This window comes from Oleiphilus sp. HI0123, from assembly GCF_001635315.1.
On record NZ_LWGE01000658.1, the window covers coordinates 1 to 348 of the forward strand.

Below are 348 nucleotides of genomic sequence, written 5' to 3' on the forward strand. Positions count from 1 at the left end.
TTATTAAGCGATTTGGGAGATGAGCTATTGTTGCCTTACCTGAATCCCGATAGCCCGGTGATAGAAAGTGGTAATAAACACTATGCGCAAGCCATGAAGGCGCTGCTAAAGATCCAAAGTCTTAAGCCAGCAAATGATTATGCTCTACCACTCTATGATAGTGCACTGCTGCAACGGGAAATGGCCCTGTTCCCAGACTGGTTGCTTGAGAAAAAGCTTGGTCTTGATTTGAGTGAAGACGAGAGGCAGCTTTTAAAGGCAAGCTTTCATGCTTTGGAAGAAAGTGCTTTGGCTCAACCACAAGTCGTTGTCCATCGTGACTATCATGCGCGAAATTTGATGGTGGTT

At 45.1% G+C, this 348-nt stretch carries 1 protein-coding gene; it reads left to right on the top strand.

Features of this window, described 5'->3' with window-relative positions:
• Nucleotides 1-348: phosphotransferase (locus A3761_RS05945; protein ID WP_156491656.1), on the top strand; the 348-nt coding region annotated here is incomplete at both ends.